Here is a 25,023-nt window from a genome sequence, read left to right as displayed (position 1 = left end):
TGTTTTTGAAGGTCCTGGAAGAGGCTACCCAACACCGGCCCTCACTTCGTGCTGGCATGGATTTTCTCAGCCGCTGATCATCGAATACTTAGGAGCCAATATGCCGCAGGGCATCCCCCACTTTCTGGACATCGAATACTTCCAGAACGACGATGTGTTCTTCCCCACCGCGATCGCCTGGAGCCTGGCCGACGGCCGCATGAAAACCGTCGTCATCGAACCGGACGAAAGCTGGCTGCCCCAGGACGCCGAACTGGCCGAAGACGAACTCCGGTACCTGCGGGAACAGGGCGTCCCCCTGATCGAACTGGCCCGGGCGCTACACGAAGACCTGCCCGACCAGCAGGTCTACACCGACGGCATCGACCCGGACGAAACCCTGATCGACCTCATCTTCGACGCCGTCGCCATGCCCGTCCCCTTCGAACTGGCTCCCCTGGACGACCTGATACCGGGCCTGGACCGGGACGCCCTCGAAGACCACCGCCGGGACCTCATGTTCGAAAAGGGCCTTGAGCCCCAGCTGCCGGAAAACGGCGTCTACGCCCTGCTCCTGCTTGCCCGCCAGGAAGGCCTTATCGAAGCCCCCGAGGCGGACCAGCACAACGACGAATGGTGACCCTCAGACCTTGTGACGGATATGCCAGCACTGATGGATCCGGGGGTTGCGCTGGAAGTCCCGGTCCAGGGTGGCCGGGGTCACATCCTCCACCTCAAACAGCTCGCCCAGATCCTCATCGAGCCGGAAACGACGGAAATTATTGGAGAAGATGAGCACCCCGTCGGCGGTCAGCCGGGACATGGCCTGGCGGATAAGCTTGCCGTGGTCCCTCTGGATATCCAGCACTCCCTGCATCCTGGCAGAGTTCGAGAAGGTGGGTGGGTCCATGAAAATCAGATCGAAACGCTGATCCGGTGACGGCCTGTCCGCCAGCCATTTCAGGCAGTCCGCCTGCTCCACCATGTGTTTCTTCGGATCAGCACCATTGAGCGCCAGGTTCTCCCGGGCCCAGTCCACATAGGTATTGGACATATCCAGGCTCAGGGACCGGCTGGCGCCCCCGGCCACCGCCTGCACGGTGGCCGCACCGGTGTAGCAGAACAGATTCAAAAAGCGTTTGTTACGGGCATGGTCGCGAATCCAGCGTCGTACCGGGCGATGATCCAAGAACAGGCCGGTATCCAGGTAGTCCCTCAGGTTCACCTTCAGGCGACTGCCCAGCTCGTCCACCTCCATGAACTCGCCGGTGACATCCTGCTTCTCATACTGGCGGGTTCCGGTCTGACGCTGGCGTTGTTTGCACACCACCTGGTCCGGTGCCACGCCCAATGCCTCGGGTATCACCGCCAACGCTTCCGCCAGGCGTTCCCTGGCGCTTTTTTCATCCACGGATTTCGGGGCAGCGTATTCCTGTACGTGAACTCGGTCGCCGTAGATATCGATGGCCATGGCAAATTCCGGCATGTCCGCATCGTAGAGGCGGTAGCACTGGATATTCTGCTTGCGGGCCCACTGGCCAAGGGCTTTCAGGTTCTTCTTCAGCCGGTTCGCCAGCATCTGCGCCCGCTCGGGGTGGCTGATTTTCGCGCGGACCTCTCCCGGTGCCGTCACCTCCCTCGGGCGGACAATATTGTCCTCGTTAATGTCGAACAACAGCAGCTGGGCCGGTATCTTGCCGTTGAAGAACCGGTACTGTTTATGGCTTCGCAGGCCTAGGGAATGCCCCAGCTCGGGGGCACCGGTGAACACGCCCAGGCGCCAGCCAGGCAGGTGCTCCCGGACGGCTTCCCCCAGGGACTGGTACACGACTCCCAGCTCCCGCCGTTCACTGAGGCGCTCACCATAGGGCGGGTTGACCAGGACCAGGCCCTCGGCGGCCCATTGTCCGTCCCGATGGAAATCCTTTACCGCCCGTGACTCCACATGGATGATCCCGTCCAGCCCGGCCCGGGCAATATTGCGCCAGGCGGTGGCGATCACCCGGCTGTCCTGGTCGTAGCCAACAAGGCGCGGTACCCGGCCCTGCTTGCCTTCCCAGGCCCGGCGTTCAGCCTCCTGCCGCAACTCCATCCAGGTTTCCGGCTGATGGCCCAGCCAGCGCTCAAAGCCGAAGCCCTGGCGCAACCTCCCAGGGGCCTGGTCCAGGGCCATCATGGCCGCTTCGATCACCAGTGTCCCGGAACCGCACATGGGATCAACAAAGTCGCCCCCCTCTGCGGCAATGTCCGGCCAGCCCGCTCGCATCAACAGGGCTGCGGCGAGGTTCTCCCTCACCGGCGCAACCCCCTTCTCCGTGCGATAGCCACGCATGTGCAGACTGTCGCCGCTCAGATCTACAGCAATGTTCAGCTCCCCCCGGTGCAGGCGGGCTGACACGGTGATGTCCGGGTCCTTTGCGTCTACGCTGGGCCGCACCGTGCCCTTCCCCCGCAGCCGGTCCACCACCGCGTCCTTGACTTTCTGCGCCCCGTACTGGGTGTTGCGAATAAGCTCGTTGGTGCCCGTAAACACCACACGGAACTTGCCGGTTACGGCCAGATGGGCTTCCCAGGGTATCTCATGGACACCCTGATAGAGGGATTCATTGGTGCGGGCATCCACCGTCGCCAGGTGCAAGAGCACCCGGTTGGCCAACCGGGACCAGAGACAGGCCCGGTACCCTTCCGCCAGCCCGCCCCGCACCCATACACCAGCCGGTGCCGTCTTCAGCGGCTCCAGCCCGAACGACACCAGCTCCGTCTGCAGCAGGCTGTCCATGCCCTTGGGACAGGTTACAAAGAATTCGTATTGCTCGGCCACGGGCACCTCCGGGTCAGCCTTCCGCCTGTGGCAGGCGGAAGGCCAGTATTGAGTTACGGGATTAACGAGTCAGGGTAGCGCATGGTAACCGACTGCGGTTATTTCACATAAACATAAAGGCGCGGTCACATAGATGAAATAAGTACTGTACTCCGCCACCGGATTCATCATAGGGTGTCATAGACGCGTCAAATAAAGGGAGTGCCCTGTGGCCTCCCTGATTCAGGATCCTGACTGCCTTGTCGGGAAGTAACCCGGGACCTTGAGGGTCTGTTATTGAATGGGTTCTTCCACTAGACACTGGCAGACGTGTACACGCTTGTTCTGTAAATCCATGTAGGTGAGGAACAGCATGAAAAGACAGAAAAGAGACATGTACGCTCGCGCATTCAAGCGGGGATACCAGGCCGGCGTGTCCGGTAAATCCAAGGACAGTTGCCCACTGGACCAGCCAGAAGTCCGACAGGAATGGCTGAACGGGTGGCGGGAAGGACGCACCGATCACTGGGAGGGCATGACCGGCGTTTCCGGCATTCACAGGCTTGCTGCCAACGGCACGGCCTGACGGTCACCCTGGACAATTCCCGCGTGCTCCGGGCTGAAAGAGTGTCTCTGATAGATGTTTTTTCTGTACTTCAGGTAATAAGTACGACCAGAGACTGGCCGCTTTCAGGCGGACACACAACACAAAACGATCTCAAGGCGTCGTCTAACTGACGAAGAACACACTCTGACAATCTGGTTTACTACAGGGGCGCACCGGCTCCCCTCCATCAACCGCCGGAACCTGAAATCGGGTCCACCCGACCCGAACCAGACATAACCATGTCGCCACGGGGTTTATTCCCCGCACGGGCCCGCTCAGCGGGCCCTTTATTTTTCGCACCGACAGAAGTTTCCCTTGCTGCGGCTACTGCCCAGCCTTCAGTGCCCGGATGGCCTCCACCGCCTCCTTCACCAGCACCGGCCCCCGGTAAATAAAGCCCGTATACACCTGGACTAGGCTCGCACCCGCGCGGATCTTCTCCGCAGCACTGGCACCATCCCGGATACCGCCGACACCAATGATCGGGATTTCATCACCGAGCACCTCGTAAAGCCCTCTGATAACTCGCAAAGACGACTCGCGAACCGGGTCACCGCTCAGGCCGCCAGCCTCGTCAGCATGCTGATGTCCTTTGACCGCGTCTCGACTGATAGTGGTATTGGTGGCCACCACACCGTCAATTCCCGCCTCGAGCAAGGCATTCGCCACAAACCGGATTTCCCCGTCGTCCATATCCGGAGCGATTTTTACCGCCAGCGGAACATAGCGGCCGGTTGCCTGATGCTGGATTCGCTGCTCTTCCTTTATTGCCTGCAACAACTGCCGGAGGGAATCACCGAACTGGAGATCCCTTAGTCCCGGCGTGTTGGGAGAAGATACATTGACGGTAATATAATCGGCGTAGTCGTAGACGGCCGCGATACCCTTGCGGTAATCCGACTCTGCCTCATCCGCGGGGGTCACCTTGTTCTTGCCCACATTGATCCCAAGCACCCCGGCATAGCGACGTTTGGCAACCCGGCCCACCAGGTGATCCAGACCTTCATTATTGAAGCCCATGCGATTGATGATCGCGTGGTGTTCCGGCAAGCGGAACATCCGGGGCGCAGGGTTACCGGGCTGGGGCTGTGGTGTGACGGTACCCACTTCAATAAAGCCAAAGCCCAGGGCACCCAGACCCTGAAGGTGATCCGCGTTCTTGTCCAGGCCAGCAGCCAGTCCCACCGGATTGGGAAAATCCAGCCCCATTACCTTGACCGGAAGATTGGCCGGTGGCGGCACCAGGGCCTTCAGCAGGCCGCTGGCCGCGGCCAGGTCCAGGCCGGTCAGTGCAACCCGGTGAGCGGTTTCCGGAGGCAAGGTGAACAAAATCCTGCGAAGCAACGTATACATACAAAACCCTGGTTGATATCGCGAATACAGTACTGGTCAAGAAAACGTCGAAACAGCGTGACCCTGAAAAATCTTCTGGTATTATTTCGCGCCTTCTGAACGGGCTGCGAGTATAGCGGAAGTTTTCCACAGTGGCTTCTGTTGCATGGCGATGACCTCTAAATGACTGTCTGGTTAAGGTCTTGTGACCTTTTCCACGAATTCTGTGGATAACTCTGTTGAAAATCCCCTTTCAACCGGGCTGATCCCTTGCCTCGAGCCGCCCCCTGCAAATTGATCAATTTTTGATCAGTTATTTTTCTTTTTATTTTCAGCATTTTATATTGGTCAAAGCAGCGATTTCGGCTTTAGACTACCCTTGTTTTAGCCGTTAGCCGTACATCGTACTTGTGCATAAAACGAACACATTTCTGTGATCCAAGTCTCATAAACAGGGCCATTTTACAGGAGTTGACATGTCAGCCAGTCACCAGCATCGCCTGGACGGTGAGTTCCGCGCCGCATCCCGGGTGACCATCATCGGCATGATACTGGATGCCGTACTTGGTCTTCTGAAATGTATCGTAGGGCTGCTATTCAACTCCCAGGCATTGTTTGTGGACGGTATCCACTCGTTCACCGATGTGGCATCCGACCTGGTGGTCCTGGTGGTCATGAAGCTCTCCAGGAGGGGGCCAGACGCGGATCACCCTTATGGGCACCAGCGCTTCGAAACCCTGGGCACGATGATTCTGGGCAGCTTCCTGATCGCGATTGGCGGTGCCCTCGCCTGGGACAACCTTTGGCGGGTACTGATAGCTGGTGAACTGGGGATTCCTGGCTGGCCCGTTCTGGCGATCGCAATCCTGTCGATTCTTGGCAAGGAATGGATCTTCCGTTACACCCGCAAAGTGGGTGAGGAAATACGCTCGGACCTCATTGTCGCCAACGCCTGGCATAGCCGCACGGATGCCTTCTCGTCCGTGGTGGTGCTGGTCGGTGCCGCCGGTGCCATGGCTGGCTTCCCCTGGCTGGACGCCGTAGCGGCTATCATCATTGCCGTCATTATTGCGCACGTGGGCTGGCAGTTTACCTGGAGCAGCGTACGGGAGCTTGTGGATACCGGTCTTTCCGACGGGGATACCGAGCGTCTGCGTTCAGCGGCCATGGCTACCGAGGGTGTGCGGAATGTGCACGACCTGCGCAGCCGGCGTATGGGCAGTGATGTCCTGGTGGACGTTCACCTGGTGGTGAAACCGGAAATCAGCGTATCAGAGGGTCACCAGGTGGGTATGCAGGTTATTCGCCGTATGCGGGCGGCCTTGCCGGACATTCGCGATATCAACTTCCATATCGACGCCGAAAATGACCAGCAGGGCACCATCACGACTCCCGAATTGCCTTCCCGCAAAACGATCCGTGACTGGCTTCGCGACCAGATTCCCGAACTGGACAGCACCCGGCATCATATACGGCTGCATTATCTGGGCAATCAGGTACATGTGGAACTGTTTCTGGACGAGCCCCCGCTCCAGCCTCTGACCGGGGAGACAGTGGAGGCACGGATCGACACTCCGGCGTGGCTGGGAAGCCTGCGGCTCTGGCAGCCCGGCTAGCCCCCAGCCGGGGGCGTTATCGCCGCTTGGCTTCCATGCGTGAGAGAAACTCCTGCATGATCAGCGTATAGAGCTCGCCCCCCAGGAAGCGATCCTCCACATCCGAGTCGATGCTGGGGTTGTCGTTAACCTCGATCACCGCCACCCGGTTGCCGGACTGCTTGATATCAACCCCATAGAGGCCATTACCGATCAGCCGCGTGGCGTTCAGGGCAGCCTGCACCACATTACGGGGCACTTCATAGGTGGGCAGGGTATCGAAGTCACCGCTGTCAACCTGCTTGGCCTCCCCGTGCTGATAGATCTGCCAGTGCCCTTTCACCATGTAGTACTTGCAGGCGTAGATCGCACGCCCGCCCAGCACCCCGATGCGCCAGTCATAGTCCGTGTACAGGTATTCCTGTGCCAGAACCAGTGCAGACTGGCGGAACAGGGTTTTCAGGGCGTCCTTCAGCTCCTTCTCGTCCCGGGCTTTCAGAACCCCTTTTGAAAAGGCGCCATCAGGGATCTTCACCACCACCGGCAACCCCAGCTGTTCAACAACCTGCGTTGCCGCGTCCTTCTGGTCCTTCGACAGGATCAGGGTGCGGGGCGTGGGCACTTTGTTGGTTTTCAGCAGGTCCGCCAGGAAGACCTTGTTGGTACAGCGCAGAATGGACACAGGGTCGTCAATGACCACCAGGCCTTCTGCCTCCGCCTTGCGGGCAAATCGGTAGGTGTGATGGTCAATGGCCGTGGTCTCCCGGATAAACAGCCCGTCGTATTCCGGCAGGCGCATGTAATCCCGGCGGGTGATCCGCTCCACATTGATACCCAGCTTGCGACCGGCTTTTTCGAACCGGCTCAGGGCCACTTCGTCACTGGGGGGCATGTCTTCTTCCGGGTTGACCAGCATGGCCAGGTCGAAGCGATAGCGACGGCGGGTGCGGGGTTTGCGCCAGACAACGCTGCTGAACCGGTCCAGGGCCGCAGCAAAGACATCCTGCTGGGCTTCCGTGAGATCCGCCGGGGCCGCCGGCTTCATGGCGTCAATCTGCCAGCCCCTGCCCTTGCGGTGACGGAAAGCCACTTCCAGGATCGGGCAAGGAAAACGCTCGAACAACGCCCGCGCTACCGGCTTGAGTTCCGGCACCTCAGCCTGGCCGAAGAAGCTGCGTACCCGTACACTGCGACCGCCCTTACTGTCCGGAGTGGTTTCCTGTGCGGCCTGATCCAGCCACTGGATCACCGACGGGTCCAGCTCTTCCAGCTGTAATGAAAACAGTCCTTTGCGTCCCAGATCGTTCAGTGTCATAACTGAGGGGACCACATGGTGACCCCGGGCCTCGGCAAGCAGGGAACAGTAATAGCCCTGACTCAGGTAACGGGCACTCTGACACAGGTTGATTACCCGTACCCGGCTGTGGGCCGGCGCCGAGAACTGCAGGTACTGATCGAAAGTCAGCAGATCTTCACTGGGATAGTATGGCGCCCAGTCCCGGGCATGATCGACTACAAGCAGCAAACGTGACATCAGACAAGGCCCTCCGGCCAGTGCGGGCAAAGGCGTTCACCCGTGAACGCTGTGTCGGCTACAGTAGTACCAGATCGGATTTTCAGCAATCACCGGCAGATGCGTGCTTTTACGCATGACAGAACGCTATCCGGTGCCCGTACCGTCCCCCATAATAACCACGCTTTCACCCACTGCCGCGCGGTTCTCACTATGGTCCAGACCACTTTCCGTAACGCCTCACCGGCTGATATCGATGCCCTCGTCGCGCTGGAGAACCGGTGTTTCCGGGATGACCGCATCTCCCGTCGCAGCTTCCGTCGCTTTATGGATATGCCCCGGGACCGCCTGATCCTGGCCGAACAACAGGGTCTGCTGGCCGGATACAGCCTGGTGCTGATGAAAGCCAACACCCGGCTCGCCCGGATCTATTCCATTGCCGTGGCCCCGGACAGACGCGGTGAAGGCGTGGGGGAAGCCCTGGTGCGGGAGTCAGAACGACAGGCGGCAGAGGCCGGGCGCATCCTGATGCGCCTGGAAGTACGCACCGATAACCATGGCGCCATCGCCCTGTATGAGCGCCTGGGCTATCGTCAGTTCGGCACACTGCGGGATTACTACGAGGATCACGGCGATGCACTGCGGTTCGAGAGGCGAATCCTGTTCTATGAGCCGTCCGCCGAATTCCCGGAGGTGCCCTACTACCCCCAGACCACGGACTTTACCTGTGGCCCGGCATCACTGTTGATGGCGATGGCAGCGGTAGCCCATGACCAGCCCCTGACCACCCTGGAAGAGCTTCGCATCTGGCGGGAAGCCACGACGATCTTCATGCTCGCCGGGCACGGCGGTTGTGGCCCCCACGGCCTGGCCCTGGCCGCCTGGCATCGCGGATACAACGCCACGGCGTGGATCAGCCAGGAAGGCCCCCTGTTCCGGGAGACGGTGCGTAACGATGACAAGAAACGGGTACTGGAACTGGTCCATGAGGGTTTCCTGCACGACATCGGTCAGACCGGTATCGAATTGCACCATGACCCCCTGACCCTTGACGAAATCGAGCGGGCCCTGCGTGCCGGCCAGGTGCCGGTGATCCTGATCAGCACCTGGCAACTGAACCGCAGCCGGGTACCCCATTGGGTAACGGTCTGCGCGGTGGACGACCAGTTCGTCTACCTGCATGACCCGGAGGTGGATGTGGAGGAAGGCGAAACCATCGCTGACAACCAGTACCTGCCCGTGGACCGCCGTATCTTTGGTCGCATGTCCCGCTACGGGCGCAACCAGCCCCTGCAAGCGGCGGTAATCGTCGGCCCGAAGCGCACGGACGATTCCGGCGTCAGCGGGAGGTCAGCTTGATCTCGATGCGACGGTTCTTGCTGAGCGCCTCGTCGGTGAGGCCCTCGGCGACCGGGAAGAACTCCCCGAAACCGGCTGCCGCCATGCGACCCTCCGGCACGCCCTTGTCCGCCAGATAACGCACCACCGCTACCGCCCTGGCGGTGGAAAGTTCCCAGTTGGAGGGAAAGTCGTCGGTATTGATGGGAATCCGGTCGGTATGACCATCGATGCGAAGGATCCAGTCAATGTCCTCCGGTATGCGTTCAGCTACATCCATTAGCACACTTGCCAACTTGTCCAGCTCAGCCTGGCCGGAGGCCCCCAGGTCCGCAGAGCCGGAGCCAAACAACAACTCCGAGGGCAACAGGAACCGGTCTCCCACCACCCGGATGTTCTCGTTGTCCTGGAGAATCTCCCGCAGGCGCCCGAAAAACTCCGACTGGTAACGCTGCAACTGGTTGACCCGCTCCGCCAGCAGGGTGTTCAGCCGCTGGCTGACCTCCTGCAGTTCCGCTTCCTTTTCCGCCGTCTCGGCCTCCTGCATTTCCAGGGCGGTGGCAATCTGGCGCAGTTGCGCCTGCAACTGGCCAATGCGTTCGGACAGCTGCTGCAGCATGGCCCGCTGGGTCGCTGACAGCAGCTCTTTCTCATCCAGCTGTTGCCGGGCACTGGCCACGGACTCTTCCAGGTCCGTAATCTGCAGGGACTGGGCCTCGATATCATTGAGTCGGCCCCGGGACTCATCCCTGGCTTCATCCAGCTCGACTTCCAGTTCATCGTTCAGGGCCAGGGAGGCCCCCAGCTGATCCTGGACCCGTTGCATCTCCCGCTCCAGCGCCTCGGTCTTGCCCCGCTCCAGGCCCAGTAATTCGGAGATTTCCTGCAGACGACTGTTCAGGCGGGCCAGTTCCGTGTCCCGGTCGGACAGGGTCTGGGACAGATAGAGCTGGCTAACCACGTAAACCAGCAGCATGAAGATCACCAGCATCAGCAGGGCTGACAGGGCGTCCACAAACCCCGGCCAGATGTTGACCGCACTGCGGTTGCGGCGTCGATAGCCGATCATGGGCGCTTACTCCCGGTCCGCCAGCTGATCCCTGAGCCGCTGATTCTCGGCCGCCAGGCGTTCCAGGTCTCCAGCCGTGCGGGCCGGGTGGATGTCCATGCTGTCGACACCCCCCACCAGGTCAGTCACTCCGGTCAGCCATTCCTCCAGGTTATCGTAGAAACGGTTCTGGGCATGGCCGGCCTGGATATCCAGGAAGCCGAGAATCAGCGAGCCTCCCAGGCCGAGCAGTGACGAGCTGAACGCCGTCCCCATCCCCTTCAGGGGTTCCTGCAGCCCACCCTGCAGGTCGGCAAACACGGCTCCGAAGTCGCCCTGATCCATATTCAGGTCGCTGATAACGGCACCTACGGCATTGATGGTGCCAAGCAGGCCCCAGAAGGTCCCCAGCAGGCCCAGAAACACCAGCAGGCTAATGAAATACCGGGTGATTTCCCGCTGTTCGTCCATACGACTGTGGATTCCGTCCAGCACGGTCCGCAGGGACAGCGTCGAAAGACGGAACTGATCCCGCTTGGTGTCTTCCCCCAACTGCCGGGCCAGCGGCTTCAGCAACCGGGGCTCCTGTAATACCGAAAGTCCGGAATGACCGGTGCGGAACTGGGCGACCCAGCGCAACTCGGGGAACAGCACCAGGACCTGACGATAGGTGAGCACAATGCCCACCAGAAGAACGAGGAGAATCAGCAAATTGAAAACCCAGTTTGCCATGAAGGCCGTCTGCAACGGCCGGTAGATCGCGGCGCAGACTGCCACCACAATGGCAAGAAACAGGGTCATCCAGAAAAGCGTGTGCTTCAGGTTACTCATGCCGGAATACCGCGTGATGGATGGACAAGCCGGGTGCGCCAGTGCGCACGCTTCCTAAGACTGGCAAGCCGCTCCCGGGAATGCAAGAGTACGGTGGGGCCATCCGCCATACAGCCGGGCGAACCGGGGCTCTGTGAAAGCAAACCGCAGGTTTCTAGCCCAGGCGAACCGCCGCCTCCTTGAGTTCGGCGATCTCGTCCCGGATGCGGGCCGCATTCTCGAAATCCAGGTCTGAGGCCGCCTTGTACATGTCGTCTTCCAGCCGGGTAATCTCCCTGAGAAGCTCCTCCGGCGACTTGCCCCTGGCCTTCACCTGGTACCTCTCGGCCTCTTCGGCGGCCTTCTGACCCGGCCGCTCCGCCCGCCGGCGACCACGGCCACCGCCACCGGCGGCGCCCTCCATGATATCGGCTATCTTCTTGTTGAGACCCTGCGGGGTGATACCGTGTTCCTCATTGAAAGCAGCCTGTTTCGCCCGACGACGTCCGGTTTCGTCAATGGCCTTCTGCATGGAGCCGGTAATCACATCACCATAGAGAATGGCCTTGCCATGGACGTTCCGGGCCGCCCGGCCGATGGTCTGGATCAGCGATCGTTCCGACCGCAGGAAACCCTCCTTGTCCGCATCCAGAATCGTCACCAGGGACACCTCCGGCATATCCAGCCCTTCCCGTAACAGGTTGATGCCCACCAGCACATCAAACTCGCCCCGCCGCAGGTCGCGGATGATCTCCACCCGCTCTACCGTGTCGATATCCGAATGCAGGTAACGCACCCGCACATCGTGCTCCATCAGGAAGTCGGTGAGGTCTTCCGCCATCCGCTTGGTCAGGGTGGTGACCAGCACCCGCTCGTTCACTGCCACCCGCTCGCGGATTTCCCCGAGCAGGTCGTCCACCTGGCTGGACGCCGGGCGTACCTCGATCTCGGGATCCAGCAGGCCGGTGGGGCGTACCACCTGCTCCACCACCTGTCCGGCATGCTCTTCCTCGTACTTTGCCGGAGTGGCCGACACAAAGATCATCTGCGGCGCAATCCGCTCCCACTCATCGAAACGCATGGGCCGGTTGTCCAGTGCCGAGGGCAGGCGAAAACCATATTCCACCAGGGTCTCCTTGCGGGAGCGGTCACCCTTGTACATGGCGCCAATCTGGGGAATGGTCACATGGGACTCGTCCACTACCAGCAGGGCATTGGGTGGAATGTAGTCGAACAGTGTGGGCGGCGCCTCGCCAGGATTGCGACCGGAAAGGTAGCGGCTGTAGTTCTCGATGCCGTTGCAGTAGCCCAGCTCCAGCATCATCTCGATATCATAGCGGGTGCGTTCCTCCAGCCGCTGGGCTTCCACCAGGCGGTTGTTGTCCCGCAGCTGCTTCAGACGCTGGTCAAGCTCCACCTTAATGTTCTCGATGGCTCCCAGAACCGTCTCTCGGGGCGTGACATAGTGGGTCTTGGGATAGATGGTCACCCGCGGCACACGCCGCAGTACTTCCCCCGTCAGGGGGTCAAAGTAGCTCAGGTTCTCCACCTCGTCATCAAACAGCTCGATGCGGATCGCCTCTTTTTCGGACTCCGCCGGGAACACGTCGATGACGTCGCCCCGAACCCGGTAGTTGGCCCGGTGGAACTCCACATCATTGCGGGTGTACTGCAACTCAGCCAGTCGCCGGAGAATGGTGCGCTGATCGACCTGGTCGCCCCGGTCCAGGTGCAGCATCATTTTGAGGTAGGACTGGGGGTCACCCAGACCGTAGATGGAAGAAACCGTGGCAACGATAATGGCATCATCCCGTTCCAGCAGCGCCTTGGTGGCGGAGAGTCGCATCTGCTCAATGTGCTCGTTGACCGATGCATCCTTCTCTATAAACGTATCGGAGGATGGCACATAGGCCTCAGGCTGGTAATAATCGTAGTAGGACACGAAGTACTCAACGGCATTGTCCGGGAAGAACTCACGGAACTCGCCGTACAGCTGGGCCGCCAGGGTCTTGTTGTGGGCCATGACAATGGTGGGGCGCTGCACCCGCTCGATGACATTGGCAATGGTGAAGGTCTTCCCTGAACCGGTCACTCCCAGCAGCGTCTGGTGAGCCAGCCCCGACTCGATGCCATCCACCAGGCCCTCAATGGCCTTTGGCTGGTCACCGGCCGGCTTGTAGGGGGAATCCACTCTGAACCTGGACACTCATTTACCTCCACCCTCGCGGGAAACTTATCGTTGCGAATCTCTCATGGTAACATCCATGGGTTAAACAGCCCGTGTTGACGGCTCTGTGCCGCCACATGGCAGCTGCAGCCCTCTCAGACGCATCTTTAAGGAGCGCAAGTTTGGACCTTCAACTTTCCACCCGTGTACAGGCCATCAAGCCATCCCCTACCCTCGCCGTCACCAACAAGGCAGCGGAACTCAAGGCCGCCGGCCAGGACATCATCGGCCTGGGTGCCGGGGAACCGGATTTCGATACCCCTGACCACATCAAGGAAGCGGCCATCGAGGCCATCCGTAACGGTCAGACCAAATACACTGCTGTGGATGGTACTCCCGCGCTGAAGAAAGCGATCATTGCCAAGTTCAAGCGGGACAACGGTCTGGACTACGAGCCAAACCAGATACTGGTATCCAGTGGTGGCAAGCAAAGCTTTTTCAACCTGGCACTTGCCACACTGAACCCCGGCGACGAAGCCATTATCCCCGCCCCCTACTGGGTTTCCTACCCGGACATGGTACTGGTGGCAGAAGGCAAGCCGGTGATCATCGAAACCAGCGCCGACACCCGCTTCAAGATTACCCCTGAGCAGCTGGAAAATGCCATTACCGACCGCACCCGGCTGTTTGTGATCAACAGCCCGTCCAACCCCAGCGGCATGGCCTATTCCATGGAAGAGCTGCAGGCCATTGGTGAGGTGCTGAAGAAGTATCCGAACATCATGATCGCCACCGATGACATGTACGAGCCCATCCTGTGGACCGGCAAGCCGTTCTGCAACATCCTCAACGCCACCCCGGAGCTGTACGACCGCACTTTTGTGCTCAACGGCGTCTCCAAGGCCTACTCCATGACCGGCTGGCGAATCGGTTACGCAGCGGGCCCGGCGAAGATCATCGGCGCCATGAAGAAGATCCAGTCCCAGAGCACCTCGAACCCGGCGTCCATCTCCCAAGCGGCTGCCCAGGCGGCCCTGGATGGTGACCAGGCTTGTGTCGGTGAGATGGTGAAGGCGTTCCGGGAGCGTCACGATTACCTGGTGAAGGCCCTGAACGAGCTGCCGGGTGTTGAGTGCCTGGAGGGTGACGGCACCTTCTACGTGTTCCCGAGCTTCCAGGGTGCGATCGAGGCAACCCCGAATGTTTCCAACGACGTGGAAATGGCGGAAGTGCTGCTCAAGGGCGCCGGCGTAGCACTGGTGCCGGGCTCGGCGTTTGGTTCCCCGGGCCATATGCGTCTGAGCTTCGCCACCAGCATGGATGTTCTGAAGGAAGCCGTTGCGCGCCTGAAGAAGGCGCTGTCCTGATCCATTGACGTTGGCTTTTGGTGCCTTCTGAGGGATTCTTCCGCGGCACCAAAAAGTCTTTTGAAAGGGTTGACGAGGGGGTACCGGCTCTTTAATATACGCGCCTCGTCGACATCGACTGTTCCCCGATAGCTCAGTTGGTAGAGCAACGGACTGTTAATCCGTTTGTCCCTGGTTCGAGCCCAGGTCGGGGAGCCACTAATTCCGGAAAGCCGCCTCTGTTTTGCAGACGCGGCTTTTTTCGTGTTTTTTTAATTATTCAATGTTTTGGTTTGTGCAGAGGATATCTGGAAGCCACCCGCAAAGGCGTTACTACTGACGCTGAGGAGTGGCGGGTTGAGAACGTTTTTCGGGAGCGTCGGCAGCCAGGGATGGCTGCCGTCGAGCCCTACAGGGACGTACTTGCGGGGCGTCTCCCGAAAAACGTTATCGGCCTGCCGCTCCCGGCACCCAACTAACAGGCTGCCCAGACAAACACCCCTTCCTATTCAGGAAATGTCATCAACAATGGCCCGCAAGGACGCCAGAGGATCAGCCGCCTGCGTAATCGGCCGCCCAACCACAAGGTAATCGCTACCGGCTGCAATGGCCGCAGAAGGCGTCATAACCCGCTGTTGATCACCCCGGTCAGCGGACGCCGGCCGGATACCGGGCGTAACCAGTTTGAACTCAGCACCCTGATCACGCTTGAGCGCGGGCGCCTCCTGGGCCGAGCACACCACCCCATCCAGTCCACAGTTACGGGTCAGCGTCGCCAGCCGATTCACCTGGTCGGCCGGTGAGTCAGTAACGCCGATACCCGCCAGATCCTCAGCGCCCATGCTGGTCAGCACCGTCACGGCGATCAACAAAGGCCGATCCGCACCAAAGGATTCCAGCTGCTCGCGACAGGCGACCATCATCTTCTCACCACCGGACGCATGCACATTCACCATCCATACACCCAGTTCCGCCGCGGCAGCCACCGCTGCCGACGTCGTGTTGGGGATATCGTGGAATTTCAGATCCAGAAACACCTCGAAACCCCGATCCTGGAGTGTGCGCACCAGGTCCGGGCCACAGCGGGTGAACAACTCCTTGCCAACTTTCAGGCGGCACAGTGCCGGGTCAAGGCTATCCACCAGCGCGAGGGCCGAGGTATCCGAGGGAAAATCGAGAGCGACGATAATGCGTGGGCCGAGGGAATCCTGCATGGGGAGTGGCTCCTGTGTCCGAACGAAGAAAATCCGGCGTGGCCGGAAGGCGATCGGGCCGGGATTATGGCAGAAAATGCCCTACTCTGCCTCCACGCCCTGGATCGGACGGACGGTTTCCCATTCCTTGCAGCTGGGGCACAGCCAGTGAAGCTGCTGACCTGAGAAACCACAGTTGACGCAGCGGTAGACCGGACGATTGGTCAGAATGAGCTGACCAATGCGACTCACCAGGCGGCCTTCGCCTGTCGCCAGCCCGCGCTCATAACCCGAGAGCTCTACCAGCCTCAACAGCCCTCGAACGCTGGGCCTTGTCTCCAGTTCGTTGCGGAGCAGGTCAATGGCGGCCTGACGCCCTGAGGAGTGTTCCACAGCCTCTGCGAGCGCCAGCAGCAAACTGGTGCCGGGGTGTTGCTCATAGAGTTTTCTCAGCCGCTTTCCGTTACGCCCCACATCGCCATGAGCCCGCTCCAGCTTCATGAAGCGATCGATAGCCTCCGGCCCGAACTCGGGATTCTGGTCGAAGACTTTCAGGCAAAGGCTGGCAGCTTCCCGGTAGTTGCCCTGCCTGGCTTGCAAGGTTGAAAGGATAAAGGTCGCCCGAACGCAGCTCCCGTCAATGGCAAGGGCTTCCTTTGCCAGCTTCTGGGCGCCCCAGCGATCGTCCCGATCCACGCAGTCGTCCGCCAGTTCGCAGGTGATATATGCCAGCTGACGGGCCAGCTTCGGGTCAAGCCGGTTCTTCATCAAGGTACGTGCAACCTGGGCAGCCTTGCCCCATTCCTTTTCCTGCTGATACAGCTCGATGAGCTGCGCCGCTGCACGCTCACCATATTCCCGGTCATCCATAAGCTGGTGAAAGAGGGCCTCTGCGCGATCCAGGAGGCCGGCAGCCAGGTAATCCCGGGCCAGCTCGAAGGTTACCTGGGGCGAAAAGTGTCCAGGCAGCTCCGGGCGGGCAAGGAGGTTCTGGTGGATCAGGATGGCTCGGTCGGTTTCGCCCTTGTGGCGGAAGTGGGCGCCGATAGACAGGTGCAGCCCCACGGTATCCTTATTGACCGCCAGGGACTGCACAAAGTTCTCTACCGCCTGGTCGGAATAATTGGTGAAAAGAAACTGGAGCCGCTCACGAACCGAGGATTCATCGGAGATATTCCGAACGGCCCGGCGCTCAGAGCGGAAATAGCGACCAACAAACCAGCCAGCGGCAACGGCAGCTGTCAGCAGCAGCCACTGAAAAAACATATCCATCAAATAGCCCGGTCTTCAGGGGTTCTGTTCTGCTCTAATGCCTTTTCGGCCCTGTCCAGGCGTTTGCGCAGTTGCCGGCGGGATACCGATACCCGGACCGTTGCCATCAGCGTAAGGATAATCCCCAACAGAATACCGAACACGAAACCGAGGATCAGCCAGACGGCTACCCCGCGGGGCCGGGTCTCGAAAAACAGGAAATTGAGCGATACAGCCATCTGGTTGTTCATTGAAAATACCAGCACCACAATGGCTACCAGTATGACAACCAGAAGGAGGATGATCTTCTGAAACCCTGCCATAGCACCCTGCTCCAGGAATCGGGGATTCTCTTGCCAATGCCGCTCATTCTACCCGAAACAGAGTTCGGGCCACCTGAGCAGAATCAATCACGAAGCGCTCAGTAGCCCTTCTTCATGCTGTCATTGACCTGCTCACGCAATTCCTTGCCCGGCTTGAAGTGTGGCACATACTTGGCCGGCAGTTGCACCGCCTCCCCGGTCTTAGGATTTCGCCCGGTACGGGCCGCCCGGTAATGGAGAGAGAAGCTGCCAAACCCCCGGATCTCGATCCGCTGACCGTCCGCAAGTGACTGCGACATGTGTTCAATAATGGTTTTTACCGCCAGTTCCACGTCTTTCACAGACAACTGAGTCTGCTTGGAAGCAATCAGTTCGACCAGTTCAGACTTTGTCATGAGGCCCATCCCTTTTCGTTTTTATTACGAAGCCCTGGCCATCGTTATGGGTTCGGCAGGCGCCGGCCTGTCACCCGAACCACACAGACGCCGAAATTCGGCTTCTCAAATTCTCGCCCCCGCCAGTGCGCCGGAATCGAGCTGACCAGGCAGCAGCGGATGCAGGCAGCGAGAACACTGCTAGTTTAGCCAAACCTGAAAAAAAGACAAAAAAAACGGGCTCTTAGAGCCCGTTTTTTTGCCTTCAAGAGGAATGAATCACTCTTTGTTGGCGTTCTGCTGCTGCATCTGCTCCTTGATGAGATCACCGATGGTGGTCGCACCAGAAGTCTCAGCGGCCTTGCTACGTACGCTTTCCAGCGCCTGCTTGTCGTCCTCAACGTCCTTGGACTTGACAGACAGGTTGATCACGCGGTTCTTGCGGTCGATGCTGATGATCTTGGCTTCGACTTCTTCGCCTTCCTTCAGCGCGTTACGGGCGTCTTCCACCTTGTCACGGCTGATCTCGGAAGCCTTCAGTACCGCTTCAACCTCGTCGTTCAGAGCGATAGTGGCCGCCTTGGCGTCAACGGCAGACACGGTGCCCTTGACGATGGAGCCCTTGTCGTTCAGCTGCACGAATTCGGCAAACGGATCGCTTTCAAGCTGCTTGATGCCCAGGGAGATGCGCTCACGCTCGGGATCAACAGACAGGATAACGGTCTCGACTTCGTCGCCCTTCTTGTATTCACGAACGGCTTCTTCGCCGGTCTCGTTCCAGCTGATGTCGGACAGGTGCACCAGGCCGTCGATGCCGCCATCCAGACCGATAAAGATACCGAAGTCAGTGATGGACTTGATCTTGCCGGAAACCTTGTCGCCCTTGTTGTAGTTCGCGGAGAACTCTTCCCAGGGGTTGGGTACGCACTGCTTGATGCCCAGGGAGATACGACGACGCTCTTCGTCGATATCCAGGATCATGACGTCAACTTCGTCACCCACCTGAACCACCTTGGACGGATGGATGTTCTTGTTGGTCCAGTCCATTTCGGACACGTGCACCAGACCTTCAACACCCTCTTCCAGCTCGGCAAAGCAGCCGTAGTCGGTCAGGTTGGTTACGCGGGCGGTAACCTTGCTGCCTTCCGGATAACGACCCTTGATATCAACCCAGGGATCTTCACCCAGCTGCTTCAGACCCAGGGATACGCGGTTGCGCTCACGGTCAAACTTCAGGACCTTGACGGTGATCTCGTCACCCACGTTAACGATTTCGCTCGGATGCTTGATGCGCTTCCAGGCCATGTCGGTGATGTGCAGCAGGCCGTCAACGCCACCCAGGTCAACGAACGCGCCGTAGTCGGTCAGGTTCTTGACGATACCCTGCAGGGTCATGCCCTCGGTCAGGGTTTCCAGCAGAGCTTCGCGCTCGGCACTGTTTTCAGCTTCCAGAACGGCGCGACGGGAAACCACCACGTTGTTGCGCTTCTGGTCGAGCTTGATAACCTTGAATTCCAGTTCCTTGTTCTCCAGGTGCGCGGTGTCGCGAACCGGACGAACATCTACCAGGGAGCCTGGCAGGAAGGCACGGATACCGGCCAGGTCGACGGTGAAACCACCCTTGACCTTGCCGTTGATCATGCCCTTGACAACTTCTTCGGCCTCGAAGGACTTTTCCAGCACCTTCCAGGCTTCGGCACGCTTGGCCTTTTCGCGGGACAGACGGGTTTCACCGAAACCGTCTTCAACCGCGTCGAGAGCTACATCGACAACGTCGCCGACAGCAATTTCCAACTCGCCTTTTTCGTTCAGGAACTGGGAGGCGGGGATAACGCCTTCGGACTTCAGTCCGGCGTTAACGGTGACCCAGTCGTTGTCGATATCCACCACGGTTCCCTGGACGATGGAACCCGGTTGCATGTCAATTTCTTTCAGGCTTTCTTCGAAAAGATCAGCAAAGCTCTCGCTCATTATGTGTCCTATGTGATCAACGCAAGTTTCATCCGCACGGCCAGCAGCACGGTCTGTTAGTAGTAATCCGGTCATGGCAAGGGGCTGGCTTTCGCGCCATTGCCGGATCCTTCAACCACTATTCCTGCTGCAGAACTGCTCAAAAATACAACAGAAATAGCAAAAAGGTGCGATCAGGCCTGACCCACAAGGGCCATAACCTTCGATAGCACCTCCTCTATACTTAAACCTGTAGAATCAATGACTTGCGCATCATCTGCAGGCTTAAGCGGGGCCGCTGAACGATTCATGTCACGCTCATCACGGGCCCGGATCTCGTCTAAAAGATTCTGAATATTAACATCCATACCCGCCTCCTTCAACTGAAGGTGGCGCCTCCTGGCCCTTTCCTCGGCGCTTGCGGTCAGGAAAACCTTTACCGGGGCATCAGGAAATACCACCGTGCCCATATCCCGGCCATCCGCCACCAGCCCGGGCGCCTGGCGGAAGTCCCGCTGGCGCTGCAGCAGGGCATCTCGCACCGCCTGGATCACAGCCACCCGGGACGCGCCGTCACCGGTCTCCTCGGTCCGTATTTCGCGGGTCACATCATCTCCCGCCAGGAATAGCCTGACCGGCTCGCCTTCCGGCGTCGGCTGGAAGGCGACGTCCAGGCCCGACGCCACGTTGACCAGCCCGGCCTCGTCGGTCAGGTCCACGCCCTGCCGGCGAGCGGCAAGGGCGGTCAGGCGATATAGCGCACCGCTGTCAAGCAGGTGCCAGCCCAGGCGGCGGGCGAGCATCTGCGTAACCGTTCCCTTGCCGGAGCCCCCCGGCCCGTCCACGGTCACTACCGGTACCGAGTTATCCGCTACAGCCTGCATCAGCCAGCCTCCTCGGAGTGAATACGAATACCGGTCCCGGTTGCCAGTTCAACGAAGCCGGGAAACGAGGTTGCCACGTTGGCACAGTCATTCACCACAATTTCGCCGCCGGCGCACAGGGAGGCTACGGCGAAGGACATGGCAATCCGGTGGTCACCGTGGCTGTCCACCTCGCCTCCGGCAATGGTCTGACCGCCCTCGATAATGATGCCATCCGGGGTCACCGTGGTTTTCACACCCACGGCACTGAGGCCATCGGCCATCACCTGGATACGGTCGCTTTCCTTGACCCGCAGTTCTTCGGCGCCCCGCAGGACGGTGCGCCCCTCGGCACAGGTTGCAGCGATAAACAGCACCGGGAACTCATCGATTGCGAGGGGAACCTGCTCCTCCGGGATATCGACCCCCCGCAGTCGGGCGCTCCTCACCCGCAGATCAGCTACCGGTTCGCCACCGATCTCCCTTTCGTTGGACACCTCGATATTGGCGCCCATCAACTTCAGGATATTGATGACACCGGTGCGCGTGGGGTTCATGCCCACATGGCGCAGGGTGAGGTCAGAGCCTTCAGCGATGCTGGCCGCCACCATGAAAAATGCCGCCGAGGAAATGTCCGCAGGCACGTCAATGTGGCCAGCCGTCAGTTTGCCGCCACCAATCACGCTGGCGGTAGCCGCGTCCCGGTGCACGTGGTAGCCGAAACCTTCCAGCATCCGCTCGGTATGGTCCCGAGTCGGGGCCGGCTCCTGCACAGAGGTCATGCCTTCGGCGTAAAGACCCGCCAGCAAGAGGCAGGATTTGACCTGGGCACTGGCCACCGGCATATCGTAGTGAATACCGGAAAGCTTGCGCCCCCCCCGGATCTTCAGCGGTGGCCGGCCGCCTTCGGCGGTGTCAATGACGGCACCCATAGCCCTCAGGGGATCTGCAACCCGGTTCATGGGCCGGCGGGAAAGGCTTTCGTCACCGGTGAGCTCGGAATCAAAGGATTGCGCTGCCAGCAGGCCGGAGAACAATCGCATGGCGGTACCGGAGTTGCCCAGGTAAAGGGGGCCACGGGGTGCCTGCAGGCCGTTCATACCTACCCCGTGAATGCGCACATGGCCGTCATCCGGGCCTTCGATGGTGACGCCCATATCCCGGAAGGCCTGCAGGGTGGCCAGGCTGTCTTCACCCTCCAGGAAGCCATCCACCTCGGTCACCCCTTCGGCAAGTGCCCCGAGCATGATCGACCGGTGGGAGATGGATTTGTCACCGGGTACCCGGATATCGCCACTTACACTGCCGCCCGGCTGCAACCGGAACCTCACGGGTTTCTGACTCATGTCTGTCACGTACGCCTGTCCTGATAGCATTTTGGAAAAATGATTGCGCGCCGCCCGGGCACGGGTGAAAACCCGCAGCAATGCGGCGCCATCCTGATCTTGAATGGCCTGCCGCAAACCGGCCAGGTCCTCGGTGAAATGATCAATCACCCGGAGCACTGCTTCCCGGTTTGACAGGAAGATATCGTGCCACATGACCGGATCACTGGCGGCAATCCGGGTGAAATCCCGGAAGCCCCCCGCCGCATAGCGGAAGATTTCCATATTCTGGTCTTCCCCCGCCAGGGTATCCACCAGCGAGAACGCGATCAGATGGGGAAGATGGCTGGTGGCCGCCAGCACTTCGTCATGCCGGGCAACGGCCATGGTGAGTACGGTAGCGCCGCAGGCGGCCCAGAGGTCGGTCAGCCGGTCAAGAGCCTGCTGGTCCGCGCCCTCAGGTGGCGTAAGGATAACCTTGTGGTCCGCAAACAGGTCGGCACGGGCTGCCCGCACCCCGCTTTTTTCGGAGCCGGCGATGGGGTGACCGGGGATCACCCGGGGTGCCCAGCCGCCGAACACCTCGTTCACCGCCTGGACAAAGCTGCCCTTGGTGCTGCCCACATCGGTCAGCACCGCCTCCGGCGACAGGTGCGGTCGCACATCCTGGAGCACGGCAACCGTGGCGCGCACCGGCACCGCAATAACCACCAGGTCCGCGCCGGTGACAATGTCACTGACGGAGCCATAACCATCGATAACGCCGAGTTCAACCCCCAGGGCCAGCTCATCATCACTGCGGTCCGCTGCCAGAACCTCGCCGACCCGACCGGAACGTTTGGCAGCCAGGGCCAGGGAACCGCCGATCAGGCCCAGGCCGATGACGGCGACCCTTCGGAACAACTGCCCGGCAGCTTCCGGTTGCAACGGCAGCTCAGGTTCCACGGCTTTCCAGTGCTCGCTTCAGCGCTTCCAGGAAACGCTGATTCTCATCCGGAAGGCCCACCGAAACCCGGAGATGGCGGGGCATACCGTAACCGGCCACGGGGCGGACGATCACCCCCTGCTCCAGTAACCCCCGAAAAATGTCCTGGGCATCACCGCCCACATCCACGGCGACAAAGTTGCCTGCTGAAGGTATCCACTCCAGCCCCAGCGCCGCAAAACCGGTGGTCAGCTGCTCAAGTCCCTGACGATTGACCTCCCGCGACCGCTCCAGGTACTCCAGGTCATCCAGCACAGCCGTGGCCGCTGCCTGGGCAACGGTGTCCACGTTGAACGGCTGTCGCACACGGTTAAGGAGGTCGGCGATCGTGGGTGACGAAACTGCATAGCCCACTCGCAGCGCTGCCAGGCCCCAGGCCTTGGAGAAAGTCCTGGTAACAATCAGGTTCGGATAATCGCGCAGCAGGCTGATGCCGTCCACGTCATCATCGGTGCCGGCCAGATACTCGCAATAGGCCTCGTCCAGCACCACCAGCACCCGCTCAGGCACCCGGTCCAAAAAAGCCCGGATGGCCGTTTCACCTTCCACGGTGCCAGTGGGATTATTGGGGTTGGCAACAAAGACCAGCCGGGTTCGTTCGGAGATGGCATCCGCCATGGCAGGCAGGTCATGGCCCCAGTCTTTCGCTGGCACCTCCACCCCCTTTGCACCAATGGCCAGGGTTACCAGGGGATAGACCGCAAAGGCATGCTGGGCATAGACAATTTCATCGCCCGGGCCGGCAAAACAGCGGGCAATGACTTCCAGCACATCGTTGGAGCCATTACCCAGGGTGAGCTGGCTGGCGGCCACCTGAAGGTACCGGGACAGTGCCTGCTTCAGGGTGAAGGCGTTGCCGTCAGGGTAACGGCACATCTCTTCAAGGGCCTCACGGGCTGCCTCCATGGCCACCGGGCTCGGACCCAGGGGATTCTCATTGCTGGCCAGCTTGACGATGTCGTCCGGCTCCAGACCGTATTCCCTCGCCAGCTCCTCGACTGGTTTGCCAGGCTGATACGGCGTCAGACTGCGAACACCCTCAACCGCCAGTGACTGATAGTCGATAGACATAAACCAAAAACCTCCGGGTTAATCGCCAGGACGGATCCGCCAGGGCCCTGAAACGTCAGAGTACGCCGGCCGGGTAGGATCCCAGGCGCTTGAGCTCGACGGCGTCTTCTTCCAGGTCTTCCAGCAGTTTGCTGATATTGGCGTCGTCCATATGGCCCTCGAAATCAATATAGAAGACATAGGCCCAGGTGCCGCTGGGAGAAGGACGGGTTTCGATACGGGTAAGGCTGATACCGGCACGGTGGAACGGTTCCAGCAACTGATAAAGGGCTCCGGGGCGGTTACGCATGGACACCAGGATGGACGTCTTGTCCTGCCCGCTGGGGCCTACGGATTCACGACCAACAATCAGGAACCGGGTGGTATTATCCGGCCGGTCCTCGATCTTGCCGGCCATGATTTCAAGGCCATACAATTCAGCCGCCATGTCACCGGCGATGGCTGCCGTACCCGGCTCACTGGCCGCCCGGCGGGCCGCTTCCGCATTGCTGCTGACGGTAACCCGCTCGACACCATACTGGTGCGCGTCCAGCCACTGACGGCACTGGGCAAAGGACTGCTGGTGGGAATAAATACGGGTCAGCGGCTGGTCCCCGCTTTCAGGGGAGCGCATCAGATGATGATGGATGCGCAGCTGCACCTCGCCACAGATTTTCAGCGGTGAGGAGATAAACATGTCCAGGGTGTGATTGATCATGCCCTCGGTGGAATTCTCCACCGGTACCACACCATACTGGGCCGCACCGGATTCCACTTCGCGGAATACCGCATCAATGGCCGGCATGGGGACGGAAATCACCGAATGCCCGAAATGCTTGAGCGCCGCTGCCTGGGTAAAGGTTCCGGCCGGTCCCAGGAAGGCGATCCGCATCGGCTGCTCCAGCGCCAGGCAGGCCGACATGATTTCCCGGAACAGCCGGGCCATTTCCTCGTCTGCCAGCGGTCCCGGGTTAGCCTCCTTGATTCGGCGAAGCACCTGGGCTTCCCGCTCCGGACGATAGAAAAACACGTCTTCACCCGGGTTGGCGGCCATCTTCACGTGGGCCACTTCCTGGGCACAACGGGCACGGGCGCTGATCAGATCCATGATCTGCTGATCCAGACTGTCGATCTGGTCGCGCAACTCGCCCAGGCGGATCTGCTCGTCACTCAT

General features: G+C 60.1%; 20 protein-coding genes and 1 tRNA gene. 6 read left to right on the top strand and 15 right to left on the bottom strand.

Annotation, left to right across the window (positions count from 1 at the left end):
• The first annotated feature begins 100 nt into the window (after positions 1–100).
• Entirely contained in the window at positions 101–619 is a 519-nt protein-coding gene (locus tag ACESMZ_RS02480; protein ID WP_372972148.1) for a hypothetical protein, read from the top strand.
• 3 nt (positions 620–622) lie between these two features.
• Here ACESMZ_RS02480 and rlmKL read toward each other — a convergent pair whose 3' ends face one another.
• A complete protein-coding gene (gene rlmKL, locus ACESMZ_RS02475; protein ID WP_372956920.1) occupies positions 623–2,800 on the bottom strand; it encodes a bifunctional 23S rRNA (guanine(2069)-N(7))-methyltransferase RlmK/23S rRNA (guanine(2445)-N(2))-methyltransferase RlmL in 2,178 nt (725 codons plus the stop codon).
• Positions 2,801–3,152: 352 nt separating this feature from the next.
• On the opposite strand from rlmKL, the gene rmf reads away from it, so the two are divergent.
• Positions 3,153–3,365 carry a ribosome modulation factor gene (gene rmf, locus ACESMZ_RS02470; protein WP_372956919.1) on the top strand — a complete coding sequence of 71 codons (213 nt, stop codon included), beginning with the start codon at positions 3,153–3,155 and terminating at the stop codon, positions 3,363–3,365.
• Positions 3,366–3,710: 345 nt separating this feature from the next.
• Here the strand turns inward: rmf and ACESMZ_RS02465 are convergent, their stop codons facing one another.
• Positions 3,711–4,739, bottom strand: a complete 1,029-nt coding sequence (locus tag ACESMZ_RS02465; RefSeq protein ID WP_372956918.1) for a quinone-dependent dihydroorotate dehydrogenase — start codon at positions 4,737–4,739, stop codon at positions 3,711–3,713.
• 455 nt (positions 4,740–5,194) lie between these two features.
• On the opposite strand from ACESMZ_RS02465, the gene ACESMZ_RS02460 reads away from it, so the two are divergent.
• A complete protein-coding gene (locus ACESMZ_RS02460) occupies positions 5,195–6,334 on the top strand; it encodes a cation diffusion facilitator family transporter (RefSeq protein ID WP_372956917.1) in 1,140 nt (379 codons plus the stop codon).
• Between the two features lie 16 nt (positions 6,335–6,350).
• Here ACESMZ_RS02460 and ACESMZ_RS02455 read toward each other — a convergent pair whose 3' ends face one another.
• Positions 6,351–7,847, bottom strand: coding sequence for a RimK family protein (locus ACESMZ_RS02455; RefSeq protein WP_372956916.1), 1,497 nt, complete (start codon positions 7,845–7,847; stop codon positions 6,351–6,353).
• A 192-nt stretch (positions 7,848–8,039) separates the two neighbouring features.
• Between ACESMZ_RS02455 and ACESMZ_RS02450 the strand changes: the two genes are divergently transcribed.
• On the top strand, positions 8,040–9,185 hold the full coding sequence (locus ACESMZ_RS02450) for a GNAT family N-acetyltransferase/peptidase C39 family protein (protein WP_372956915.1): 1,146 nt from the start codon (positions 8,040–8,042) through the stop codon (positions 9,183–9,185).
• On the opposite strand, the gene ACESMZ_RS02445 is transcribed toward ACESMZ_RS02450, so the two are convergent.
• The 3 genes from ACESMZ_RS02445 to uvrB form a co-directional block, all read right to left on the bottom strand.
• Positions 9,166–10,233, bottom strand: coding sequence for a peptidoglycan -binding protein (locus tag ACESMZ_RS02445; protein ID WP_372956914.1), 1,068 nt, complete (start codon positions 10,231–10,233; stop codon positions 9,166–9,168). The genes ACESMZ_RS02450 and ACESMZ_RS02445 overlap by 20 nt on opposite strands.
• A 6-nt stretch (positions 10,234–10,239) precedes the next feature.
• Positions 10,240–11,043: a flagellar motor protein MotA gene (locus ACESMZ_RS02440; RefSeq protein ID WP_372956913.1), complete on the bottom strand. Its 804-nt coding sequence runs from the start codon at positions 11,041–11,043 to the stop codon at positions 10,240–10,242.
• A gap of 154 nt (positions 11,044–11,197) precedes the next feature.
• Positions 11,198–13,228 carry an excinuclease ABC subunit UvrB gene (uvrB, locus tag ACESMZ_RS02435; RefSeq protein ID WP_372956912.1) on the bottom strand — a complete coding sequence of 677 codons (2,031 nt, stop codon included), beginning with the start codon at positions 13,226–13,228 and terminating at the stop codon, positions 11,198–11,200.
• A 143-nt stretch (positions 13,229–13,371) separates the two neighbouring features.
• On the opposite strand from uvrB, the gene ACESMZ_RS02430 reads away from it, so the two are divergent.
• A complete protein-coding gene (locus ACESMZ_RS02430) occupies positions 13,372–14,556 on the top strand; it encodes a pyridoxal phosphate-dependent aminotransferase (protein WP_372956911.1) in 1,185 nt (394 codons plus the stop codon).
• Positions 14,557–14,678: 122 nt separating this feature from the next.
• Positions 14,679–14,754: transfer RNA gene (locus tag ACESMZ_RS02425), tRNA-Asn, on the top strand.
• Between the two features lie 290 nt (positions 14,755–15,044).
• On the opposite strand, the gene pyrF is transcribed toward ACESMZ_RS02425, so the two are convergent.
• The 9 genes from pyrF to pheA all read right to left on the bottom strand — a co-directional run bounded on the left by pyrF (position 15,045) and on the right by pheA (position 25,023).
• Positions 15,045–15,749: an orotidine-5'-phosphate decarboxylase gene (pyrF, locus tag ACESMZ_RS02420; RefSeq protein WP_372956910.1), complete on the bottom strand. Its 705-nt coding sequence runs from the start codon at positions 15,747–15,749 to the stop codon at positions 15,045–15,047.
• Between the two features lie 81 nt (positions 15,750–15,830).
• Positions 15,831–17,000 carry a lipopolysaccharide assembly protein LapB gene (gene lapB, locus ACESMZ_RS02415; protein WP_372956909.1) on the bottom strand — a complete coding sequence of 390 codons (1,170 nt, stop codon included), beginning with the start codon at positions 16,998–17,000 and terminating at the stop codon, positions 15,831–15,833.
• Entirely contained in the window at positions 17,000–17,302 is a 303-nt protein-coding gene (locus tag ACESMZ_RS02410) for a LapA family protein (RefSeq protein ID WP_372956908.1), read from the bottom strand. The genes lapB and ACESMZ_RS02410 overlap by 1 nt, the downstream gene beginning before the upstream one ends.
• Positions 17,303–17,400: 98 nt before the next feature.
• A complete protein-coding gene (locus ACESMZ_RS02405; RefSeq protein WP_091848369.1) occupies positions 17,401–17,697 on the bottom strand; it encodes an integration host factor subunit beta in 297 nt (98 codons plus the stop codon).
• Between the two features lie 258 nt (positions 17,698–17,955).
• Positions 17,956–19,647 (bottom strand): 30S ribosomal protein S1, encoded by a 1,692-nt coding sequence (rpsA, locus tag ACESMZ_RS02400; RefSeq protein ID WP_372956907.1) that lies wholly within the window; start codon positions 19,645–19,647, stop codon positions 17,956–17,958.
• 173 nt (positions 19,648–19,820) lie between these two features.
• Positions 19,821–20,510 carry a (d)CMP kinase gene (gene cmk / locus ACESMZ_RS02395; RefSeq protein ID WP_372972147.1) on the bottom strand — a complete coding sequence of 230 codons (690 nt, stop codon included), beginning with the start codon at positions 20,508–20,510 and terminating at the stop codon, positions 19,821–19,823.
• On the bottom strand, positions 20,510–22,759 hold the full coding sequence (locus ACESMZ_RS02390) for a bifunctional prephenate dehydrogenase/3-phosphoshikimate 1-carboxyvinyltransferase (protein WP_372956905.1): 2,250 nt from the start codon (positions 22,757–22,759) through the stop codon (positions 20,510–20,512). Before ACESMZ_RS02390 ends, cmk begins: the two co-directional genes overlap by 1 nt.
• A complete protein-coding gene (gene hisC / locus ACESMZ_RS02385) occupies positions 22,749–23,870 on the bottom strand; it encodes a histidinol-phosphate transaminase (protein ID WP_372956904.1) in 1,122 nt (373 codons plus the stop codon). The genes ACESMZ_RS02390 and hisC overlap by 11 nt, the downstream gene beginning before the upstream one ends.
• A gap of 55 nt (positions 23,871–23,925) precedes the next feature.
• Positions 23,926–25,023: a prephenate dehydratase gene (pheA, locus tag ACESMZ_RS02380; RefSeq protein WP_372956903.1), complete on the bottom strand. Its 1,098-nt coding sequence runs from the start codon at positions 25,021–25,023 to the stop codon at positions 23,926–23,928.

The organism is Marinobacter sp. (assembly GCF_041690615.1).
Classification (GTDB): Bacteria; Pseudomonadota; Gammaproteobacteria; order Pseudomonadales; family Oleiphilaceae; genus Marinobacter.
The sequence above is the reverse complement of the archived record's forward strand: the minus strand, read 5'-3'. Positions and strand labels throughout refer to the sequence as shown.

Bases quoted from the DNA above. Each gene is read 5' to 3' on its own strand.
- ACESMZ_RS02480 (WP_372972148.1), top strand. From the start codon at position 101: ATGCCGCAGGGCATCCCCCACTTTCTGGACATCGAATACTTCCAGAAC.
- rmf (WP_372956919.1), top strand. From the start codon at position 3,153: ATGAAAAGACAGAAAAGAGACATGTACGCTCGCGCATTCAAGCGGGGA.
- ACESMZ_RS02465 (WP_372956918.1), bottom strand. From the start codon at position 4,739: ATGTATACGTTGCTTCGCAGGATTTTGTTCACCTTGCCTCCGGAAACC.
- ACESMZ_RS02460 (WP_372956917.1), top strand. From the start codon at position 5,195: ATGTCAGCCAGTCACCAGCATCGCCTGGACGGTGAGTTCCGCGCCGCA.
- ACESMZ_RS02455 (WP_372956916.1), bottom strand. From the start codon at position 7,847: ATGTCACGTTTGCTGCTTGTAGTCGATCATGCCCGGGACTGGGCGCCA.
- ACESMZ_RS02450 (WP_372956915.1), top strand. From the start codon at position 8,040: ATGGTCCAGACCACTTTCCGTAACGCCTCACCGGCTGATATCGATGCC.
- ACESMZ_RS02445 (WP_372956914.1), bottom strand. From the start codon at position 10,233: ATGATCGGCTATCGACGCCGCAACCGCAGTGCGGTCAACATCTGGCCG.
- ACESMZ_RS02440 (WP_372956913.1), bottom strand. From the start codon at position 11,043: ATGAGTAACCTGAAGCACACGCTTTTCTGGATGACCCTGTTTCTTGCC.
- pyrF (WP_372956910.1), bottom strand. From the start codon at position 15,749: ATGCAGGATTCCCTCGGCCCACGCATTATCGTCGCTCTCGATTTTCCC.
- lapB (WP_372956909.1), bottom strand. From the start codon at position 17,000: ATGGATATGTTTTTTCAGTGGCTGCTGCTGACAGCTGCCGTTGCCGCT.
- ACESMZ_RS02410 (WP_372956908.1), bottom strand. From the start codon at position 17,302: ATGGCAGGGTTTCAGAAGATCATCCTCCTTCTGGTTGTCATACTGGTA.
- ACESMZ_RS02405 (WP_091848369.1), bottom strand. From the start codon at position 17,697: ATGACAAAGTCTGAACTGGTCGAACTGATTGCTTCCAAGCAGACTCAG.
- rpsA (WP_372956907.1), bottom strand. From the start codon at position 19,647: ATGAGCGAGAGCTTTGCTGATCTTTTCGAAGAAAGCCTGAAAGAAATT.
- cmk (WP_372972147.1), bottom strand. From the start codon at position 20,510: ATGCAGGCTGTAGCGGATAACTCGGTACCGGTAGTGACCGTGGACGGG.
- hisC (WP_372956904.1), bottom strand. From the start codon at position 23,870: ATGTCTATCGACTATCAGTCACTGGCGGTTGAGGGTGTTCGCAGTCTG.
- pheA (WP_372956903.1), bottom strand. From the start codon at position 25,023: ATGAGTGACGAGCAGATCCGCCTGGGCGAGTTGCGCGACCAGATCGAC.